We start from the raw sequence: 8,267 nt of genomic DNA, 5'->3' as shown, positions 1-8,267 counted from the left end.
CGACTTTTTCTTTTCTAACATCCTCTCTATTTCCTCTCGCTCTTTGAAGCTGATTGGCTTGCGAACTTGTTTCATGTCTAGAAATAAAATATAAACTTATTTTATCTCTAGGGTGGTGCTTATAATTTTAGAATGTACGATTTTTCCTTTTTTTGGAAGCCAAAATGTGTCGACGAGGTCCGACGACAGAATCGAATCCGGATTTTTTCTTTTGTTGTTGAGGGAATTCGAACTCTTCTTTTTTTGTCACCCCGGACTTGATCCGGGATCAACGTATACTCTTCAGTGTATATATTCCGTCTGATATGACCAGATATTTTTTTGAAGAGAGAACCTATTACGTCTATATTCTGGGAAGTAAAAAAAGAACAGTTCTCTATGTCGGAGTAACGAATGATCTCGAAAGAAGAATGTTTGAGCACAAGACAAAGGTGAATGACGGATTTACAAAAAAATACGGAGTGGGAAAACTCCTGTATTTTGAAGAATACCAATATATTGAAGATGCGATTTATCGAGAGAAGCAGCTCAAGAAATGGAGAAGAAAATGGAAAGAAGAACTCATAGAAAAAGAAAATCCTCTTTGGAAGGATCTGGCGGAATCGTGGGATTTTTCTGAATTCCTTGACCCCGGATCAAGTCCGGGGTGACAAGAGTGGGGAATTGGAGCAGATGTCCTCACTCTGTCCCGCCAACACCTTCTTCCGCGACAAGATTTTTTGTAAGTACTAGGAGTTTATCCAATGGGAAATAATGCTTCAAATAATCCCTACTAATCTGCTTATTTGTAATATAAAAATTTACCAAAAACAAAAATATTAAAAAATTCTTCACATAATCGACCAGATATTGCTGATTTTCATATTCGATGATCGGATATTTGATGCAATTTAACTCAAAATAATCACTTTTATTATTGTATGCATCTAATATGGATTTTTTTTGTTCTTCTTTTAGATCTCGCAGATAAGAAATCTCAAATTTAACTTGTTCCATGTTTTTGTCCTGCATCTTTTTTTTATTCTTACTAAGGGTTCCCATGTTGAGGATAAAGCATGTTTCAATTGGATATTTTATAAATCTTTTTAGAATAGTTTCGACTATTTTAGTATCCGACTTGTAGCCAAATAAAAAGTAATTAGGTCTCGTTGTTCTTCCGAACCAAACTGCATTTCCTTTTGTATAAGTTGTGTCCTCCTGATGAAAAGCTAAATTGGCAATTTTTGTCATGTCATCAAAAGATTTTTTCATATCTTGATCTCTAATTGTTGTTTTCACCTCAATAACACAGTAGACACTTTCAACCGGAAAGTAAGTATTACTATTGAATCTTATCAAATTCGGATTATAAAAATTATCATAGATAACAATGTCACATTGATTTGAAGTATTACCTTCACTATCAATTATAAAACCCCTTCCAATTGAATAACTTTTTGGTAAAAAATCTTTTAAAAAATCAATAAGAATAAGCTCGTTCTCATTACCCTTTTCGCCATTATGTTCCATAAAATTACAAATATTTTCGTATTTTAATCTTATTTCTTCAACTTTTGATTGATAAAACTTTTTAAGCATAAAAATTAATCAAAATTACAAAAAAGGCGCAACCCTTGTCGCGCCTTCACAAAATCTGATATTTATTTCTTTTCTTCATCCTTCTCCTCCTCCTCCACCACCTCCGCATCCTCAATCTTCTCCTCCTTTTTTTCATCTCCCGAAGCCCCTTCTTTTTTCGCTTTTTCTTCCGCCTCCGCTTCCTTTGCGGCTCTTTCATAGAGCTCCGCACCTGCTTTCTGGAGCACTTCCATAAGGGTATCATGCGCTTTTTTAAATTCTTCTCCAGAAGCATCCTTATTTTCCAAAACTTTTTTCGCGCTCGCGATTTCTTTTTCAATCGTTTCGATATTTTCCTTAGAGATTTTCTCCTTATCATCTTTCAACATTTTTTCTCCTTGGAAAATCGATGCGTCGAGATGATTTCGGGACTCGATCACTTCTTTCTTCTTCTTATCTTCCTCGGCGTGCACTTCTGCATCTTTTCTCATCTTTTCAACTTCTGTTTCAGATAAACCCGATGATCCCTGAATCGTAATGTGCTGTTTCTTATTCGTTCCTTTATCGTGCGCAGTGACATTCAAAATTCCATTTGCGTCGATATCAAATGTCACTTCCACTTGCGGAACGCCGCGTGGAGCTGGCGGAATTCCATCCAAAATAAATCGTCCAAGAGATTTGTTATCTGCCGCCATTTCACGTTCGCCTTGCACGACATGAACTTCCACACTTCCCTGGTTATCCGCGGCAGTGGAGAAGATTTGTGACTTGGAGCTCGGAATTGTGGTGTTTCGTTCAATAAGTTTTGTTGCAACTCCTCCCAAAGTTTCAATACCGAGGGAAAGGGGAGTGACATCGAGAAGGACGATATCTTTCACATCACCGCGCAAAACTCCTCCCTGAATTGCCGCTCCAATCGCCACCACTTCATCTGGATTTACCCCTTTGTGCGGCTCTTTTCCAAATAACTTTTTCACTGTTTCCTGAACGGCTGGCATTCGCGTCATTCCTCCCACAAGGATTACTTCATCAATATCTTTTGCCTCCATTTTGGCGTCTTTCAGAGCTTTTTTGCACGGATCAATCGATCTTGTAATAAGCTCTTCAACGAGCTGTTCGAGTTTTGCTCTCGAAAGCTTTATTACAAAATGCTTTGGACCACTTGCATCTGCGGTAATAAAGGGGAGATTGATTTCTGTTTCGGTATTCGAAGAAAGTTCAATTTTTGCTTTTTCAGCTGCTTCTTTAAGCCTCTGAAGCGCCATTTGGTCTTTCGAAAGATCAATTCCCTGATCTTTTTTAAATTCTTCGAGGAGGTAATTAATAATTTTTTGATCAAAATCATCTCCCCCAAGGTGTGTATCACCATTTGTTGATATCACTTCAAACACTCCATCTCCAATTTCGAGCACCGAAATATCAAAAGTTCCTCCTCCGAGATCGTACACCGCAATTTTTTCATTTTTTCCCTTTTTATCGAGTCCATACGCAAGTGCCGCAGCTGTTGGTTCGTTGATAATGCGCTCCACGTCAAGTCCTGCAATTTTTCCTGCGTCTTTTGTTGCTTGTCTTTGAGAATCATTAAAATATGCAGGAACGGTGATAACCGCTTTTGTAACGGGTTCACCCAGAAATGATTCGGCATCTGCTTTGAGTTTTTGGAGAACCATTGCGGAGATTTCTGCGGGTTGTTTTTCATCTCCGTCAAAGAGAATACGAGCCCCGCCATCTTTTCCTTTTTTAATTTCAAACGGCATTTCTGCCATTTCCTGTTTTACTTCCTCATATTTTCGCCCAATAAAGCGTTTTGCAGAGAAAATAGTGTTTTTTGGATTGGTAACCGCCTGTCTTTTTGCAGGAATACCGACAAGTCGTTCATTATCTTTTTTCGCTACGACCGATGGAGTTGTTCTTGCCCCTTCTGAGTTGGGGATTACTGTCGGTTCTCCGCCCTCCATAACGGCAACGCATGAATTCGTGGTTCCGAGATCAATACCAATAATTTTAGACATAAATAATAAATAAAGAAATAAATTAGCACTCGCTATTTTAGAGTGCTAATAAAAATGAGTCAAGATAAAAGCGAAGAACTAAGAGCTAAGAGCGAGAATTTTTCGCCTTTAGCTCTTCGCTCTTAACTCTTCGCTCTGAGCTGTTGAGTTAGACAAAACATGATTTTTTGTGCTATAATGATTCCTGAAAGATTCAAACAAATATATATCCCATGAATATGATACAAAATACTCCTTCGAATCGTAAAGATTTTGAGACTTTGTGCAGGGAAGAAGCGAAAAGGCAGGGGATTCCTCTCAAGGGAAAAAAGATGATCGGAGTTATATCTGAATCAGGAGGAACAGAATATCTCGTTCCAGATATGATTTTTGAATCAGGAGAGGTAAAAATTGCCATTGAAGTGGAAAGAGAGTGTCATAGAGGTGATGCAGAAAAACATCAGAATCTTCACAGAAGAGAACAGCTGAAAAAGCTCGGATATCTTGTGTTTACTCTTGGATTTGATGTTGTTTCCAAAAACAGGAGTGAAGATGCCATTACGGCGCTTCGAGAGATTATTCGCCGTCGAAAAAGCGGCGATAAATCCGAACTCAAAGGCGAAAATGATGTGGATGTTCTTCTCAATAAAACTCCGCCAAAACCAGCAGAACAACATTCAGAAAATCCTCAGGAAGAAGAGGAACGAGAAGTTCCTCAGGAGTCTCAATCATCAGATCATTTGGCATCACACCCTGAAGCATCTCAACAAGAGCCAGAAAATGCTCTTCAAAGCACTTCGCCTCAGGAAAAGACACAAACGGAAGCTCCCGTAAATTCGGCAGAAGAGGTCATCGCAAACTCTCTCCCGGATCAAAAAGAGAAAGCGGTGGTCATTCCTGAACAAAAAATAGAACAAAAAAATGAAGAGGAGATTTCTTTGAAAGATCACAAAAAAGAACCTTCAGTTCAAGAGAAAATGTATGCGGAAAAAATTGAAAAAAATGTGGAAGCAAAAAAGAAAGTAGCTGTTTCAGATGAGGTTCATTCGGAGGAAGACATTTCTTTAACGAATGCGGATGAAGAGCTCCAAACTCCAAAAGAACCTGAAAGTGCTCCTTCTCTCAGCGTAAGTACAGATGAAGAACTCAGAAATATTCCGGCGCATATCGAAAATGTAATACAGAGAACACCTGTACCTTCCAAAAAAATTGGGAAACTTGCAGAAATCCAAAAGCTACAAACTGAGAGTCAAGAATCTCATATTTCTGATCATCCCGTTCAGCATGAAGAAGGGCATAATCTGAGTCCTGTAAGTTTCTGGACAAGGCTATTTCCTGCGCTCGGAGGGAGCTTCGCAACATTCCTCCTCGTATATGGATACTTTACTTTTTTTGCAGTTCCCGTTCCCGTAGCAGTGGTGGAACCAGCCGCCCCAGTTGTCGTTCAGGGAGATACGAAGCAAGAAATTCGCGCATCCGCTCCGGAGTATGAAGAAATTTCTTTTCCGCTTCCAGAGAATGAACTCTTTTTGGCAAATGCGCCGGATCATGAAGTAATTTTTTCTCCTGGAACTTCAGAGGGAAAAGATAAAATTCTTGTTACAATTCCACCGAATAGCTCTTTGTACTTTTATAAAGGTGCCTACATCCTCGCCTGCAGAGAAGGAGCAGCTCGATCGAAAGATGGAAAAGAGTGTGTTCTCCCTGAAGGAGCTGTACCTGTTTCAGAAAAGAAAAATGACGTAACTCAGACAAGTGATGACAAAGGAAATCTTCCCGAAAGCGAAACAAGTTCTTCTGAAGAAACCAAACTGAAGGCAAAAGATGCGGAAAAACTCGTTGAAATTTCTCTTCTTGATACTACTTTGAATCTCTACTACTCCGATGAGGGCAAATTTCCTGAGAAAGGGAAACTCGATATTCTTGAAGGGATATATATCAAAAAACTTCCGCAAAATGTTGTGTATGAGCCATTCGAAAATACAAGCGGTGAGAAATGTTTCCGCATTTCTATTCCACTAGAAGCAAAGGAGAATTTGGAGAAGATGCAAAATGATGGAGGTACTAACCCAATGCTCTTTGAAGCCGGAAAATGTCCAAACTCATGGAAAGAATTTCTTCAAAATGGGACAAAGTGAGAAGTTTCTGACAAAGAAAAGTTAAAATTCCCTAAACGTCTTCAGACAAGGATGATTGATCTCAAATTCGAAGCGCTGTAGTATTTCTGCGTATTCAATTTCGAAAAAAAATGCTCGCACTTCTCCGAAATTTTTTTCCAAAGAATTCTTTCGTACGAAAAATTTGGTACTATCTGAAAGCGATTTTTGCGCTCATTCGTTATGATTTTCCGTCTCAAAAACTCAAAATGGTCGCAATTACTGGAACAGATGGAAAAACAACAACAGTTGAAATGATTTCCCAAATTTTGAAGGAAGCAAACATTCGTCACCTCAAAATATCGACGGTATCAATCCATCTTGATGGCACTCAAACCGAAAATACCTCGAAGCGAACGACGCTCTCTCCACTACAAATGGGAAGTCTCCTCAGAAAAGCGGTAGATTCGCATGTAGAAATAGCCGTTATTGAAGTTTCTTCTCATGCGATTGATCAGGGGCGAATTTTTGGGATGTCTTTCGATATTGCCGGCATCACGAATATTTCAGAAGAGCATTTGGATGATCACGGTGGATTTGCGAAGTATATTCTTCTTAAAGAAAAATTGTTTCGTCATTATCTCAAAAAAAAGGGGATTGCAGTACTGAGCAAAGATGATGAGGTTGTCCTAGAAATGGATTCGCGCATTCGAAAAATAAAAAAATGGTATTCCTCTTACGGTGATTATTCTGCAGATTTTGTTTCTACTCATCTCGTGGAAACACAAAAGGGAATCGAGTTTTCTCTGATGGGAGAACGTCTTCAAATGCCAATTCTCGGGAAATATAATGTCCAAAATGCCACACTCGCCTTTGCGATTGCTACACTCCTCAATATTTCTCCGAAAGTAATTGTCGAAGGTCTTCGAAAGTTTTCAGGCGTTCCCGGGCGACTCGAAAAAATAGAAAAAGGTCAGAATTTTGAAGTATATGTTGATTTTGCCGTTACGGCGAATGCCCTCAAAGAAGTTCTCCATTCGCTCAAAAACATTACCCAAGGAAATATTTGGGTTGTATTTGGATGTACAGGAGACCGTGATCGTTCGAAACGGGAACAAATGGGGAAAATTGCAGGAACAATAGCAGATTTCGTGGTTCTTACCGATGATGAAACATATACGGAAAATGGAGAAGCAATTCGGGAAGAAGTCAAAAAAGGAATTCAAAAAACAACAATATGGAATCAGAGTGGCAATGTTCAGCATTTTTGGGAAATTCCGGATCGATACGAAGCAATCACCTTTGCACTCAAAAATGCACAGAAAGGAGATGCCATTATCATCACCGGTATCGGAGCTGAAACATCGCGAAATATGGGAGGAAAAGAAATTCCATGGAATGATCGAAAAGTGGTGGAGGAAATACTTCAGAAAATGTAAAATTTTACATTTAGCCTTTTACATTCCCCCATGATGTTCCCCTATTTCTCTCTTCTCGGCAGCGATGAAAAAACGTACACTCTTTCCAGTTTTTCTGGGAAAAAAGTTGTTTTTTATTTTTATCCAAAGGACGATACGCTGGGCTGTACGCTCGAGGCGAAAGGATTTCGCGATGCAGCTTCAAAATATAGCAAATTGGATGCTATGATTGTTGGAATTTCTCCAGATGAGAACGAATCGCACTGTAAATTTATGGACAAGTATGATCTTAATTTTCTTCTCCTTTCCGATCCAGAGAAGAAGTTGATAGGAGAGTTAGGGCTTTGGGTCGAAAAAAGCATGTACGGAAAAAAATATTTTGGTGTTGCGCGTACAACGTATCTTGTCGATGAAACGGGAAATATTCTTCATGTTTGGGAAAGTGTGAAGCCGGAAGGTCACGCGGAAGAAGTTTTGGAATTTGTCCAAGCCACAACCTGAAGGCGCGGATCCCTATCCGCGCTTTTCCATCGCGACGATGGGGATCGTCGCTTTCTGTTATATTGATTTCAGCAGCTCCAAAAACGTTGGCACGGGAAATCCCACAATATTCCAGAAATTTCCTTCGATACTTTCGATGTACATTGAGCTTTTTCCCTCGATCATAATTCCGCCACTTTTATTTTTCCACTCGTTCAGCTCAAGAATTTTTTCAATATCCGCTTCGGAAAATTCCATGAATTCCACACTGCTCACCTCGTGCGCCGTAATTTTTTGATTATCTTTTATTATAGAAATTCCAGAAATGATGAGTTCTTTTTTTCCGGATTTTTCTCGAAACATTTCTCGCGCTTCCTCTTTATGCTGAGGTTTCCCGAGTATTTTTCCCGATTCAGAAACAACGAGAGTATCGATTCCGACAATGCAGGAATTTGGGTATTTTTTTACAAGACTTTGAGCTTTTCCTTCCGCGAGCATTTCCACGTTTTTTTCAGGAGAAAGTTCATGATCCAGAAATTCTTCAAATTCATGTTCGACAGATACGAATGGAATTCCGAGCATTTTGAGAATTCGAATGCGCTGTGGACTTTTGGAAGCCAAGATCAGCGGTGAATTTTTGCTGAAGTGATGAGTGAGTTCGGAAAGCATAGCAATTTTAGATTTTAAATTTTAGATTTTAAATTATACTTTTATCGAAAGCATGT

7 protein-coding genes are annotated in these 8,267 nt (G+C 39.1%); 4 read left to right on the top strand and 3 right to left on the bottom strand.

The genetic code is table 11. From position 1 onward, the window contains the following. Positions 1 to 305: 305 nt before the first annotated feature. Positions 306 to 650 carry a GIY-YIG nuclease family protein gene (locus HZA38_06040; GenBank protein MBI5415040.1) on the top strand — a complete coding sequence of 115 codons (345 nt, stop codon included), beginning with the start codon at positions 306 to 308 and terminating at the stop codon, positions 648 to 650. 28 nt (positions 651 to 678) lie between these two features. Here the strand turns inward: HZA38_06040 and HZA38_06035 are convergent, their stop codons facing one another. Next, positions 679 to 1,578, bottom strand: coding sequence for a hypothetical protein (locus HZA38_06035; GenBank protein MBI5415039.1), 900 nt, complete (start codon positions 1,576 to 1,578; stop codon positions 679 to 681). Positions 1,579 to 1,640: 62 nt separating this feature from the next. Continuing rightward, complete coding sequence (gene dnaK / locus HZA38_06030; protein MBI5415038.1) at positions 1,641 to 3,569, bottom strand: molecular chaperone DnaK; 1,929 nt, start codon at positions 3,567 to 3,569, stop codon at positions 1,641 to 1,643. 212 nt (positions 3,570 to 3,781) lie between these two features. On the opposite strand from dnaK, the gene HZA38_06025 reads away from it, so the two are divergent. The 3 genes from HZA38_06025 to HZA38_06015 all read left to right on the top strand — a co-directional run bounded on the left by HZA38_06025 (position 3,782) and on the right by HZA38_06015 (position 7,563). Next, positions 3,782 to 5,686: a hypothetical protein gene (locus HZA38_06025; GenBank protein MBI5415037.1), complete on the top strand. Its 1,905-nt coding sequence runs from the start codon at positions 3,782 to 3,784 to the stop codon at positions 5,684 to 5,686. A 110-nt stretch (positions 5,687 to 5,796) separates the two neighbouring features. Next, positions 5,797 to 7,083, top strand: a complete 1,287-nt coding sequence (locus HZA38_06020; GenBank protein ID MBI5415036.1) for a UDP-N-acetylmuramoyl-L-alanyl-D-glutamate--2,6-diaminopimelate ligase — start codon at positions 5,797 to 5,799, stop codon at positions 7,081 to 7,083. 30 nt (positions 7,084 to 7,113) lie between these two features. Further along, a complete protein-coding gene (locus HZA38_06015; GenBank protein ID MBI5415035.1) occupies positions 7,114 to 7,563 on the top strand; it encodes a peroxiredoxin in 450 nt (149 codons plus the stop codon). A gap of 57 nt (positions 7,564 to 7,620) precedes the next feature. Here HZA38_06015 and maf read toward each other — a convergent pair whose 3' ends face one another. After that, on the bottom strand, positions 7,621 to 8,211 hold the full coding sequence (maf, locus tag HZA38_06010; protein MBI5415034.1) for a septum formation protein Maf: 591 nt from the start codon (positions 8,209 to 8,211) through the stop codon (positions 7,621 to 7,623). Positions 8,212 to 8,267 lie beyond the last annotated feature (56 nt).

It is taken from the genome of Candidatus Peregrinibacteria bacterium (assembly GCA_016220175.1).
Lineage (GTDB): Bacteria > Patescibacteriota > Gracilibacteria > CAIRYL01 > CAIRYL01 > JACRHZ01.
The sequence above is the reverse complement of the archived record's forward strand: the minus strand, read 5'-3'. Positions and strand labels throughout refer to the sequence as shown.

Excerpts from the sequence above, each read along its gene's own strand:
- HZA38_06040 (MBI5415040.1), top strand. The coding sequence starts at position 306 with ATGACCAGATATTTTTTTGAAGAGAGAACCTATTACGTCTATATTCTG.
- HZA38_06035 (MBI5415039.1), bottom strand. The coding sequence starts at position 1,578 with ATGCTTAAAAAGTTTTATCAATCAAAAGTTGAAGAAATAAGATTAAAA.
- dnaK (MBI5415038.1), bottom strand. The coding sequence starts at position 3,569 with ATGTCTAAAATTATTGGTATTGATCTCGGAACCACGAATTCATGCGTT.
- HZA38_06025 (MBI5415037.1), top strand. The coding sequence starts at position 3,782 with ATGAATATGATACAAAATACTCCTTCGAATCGTAAAGATTTTGAGACT.
- HZA38_06020 (MBI5415036.1), top strand. The coding sequence starts at position 5,797 with ATGCTCGCACTTCTCCGAAATTTTTTTCCAAAGAATTCTTTCGTACGA.
- HZA38_06015 (MBI5415035.1), top strand. The coding sequence starts at position 7,114 with ATGATGTTCCCCTATTTCTCTCTTCTCGGCAGCGATGAAAAAACGTAC.
- maf (MBI5415034.1), bottom strand. The coding sequence starts at position 8,211 with ATGCTTTCCGAACTCACTCATCACTTCAGCAAAAATTCACCGCTGATC.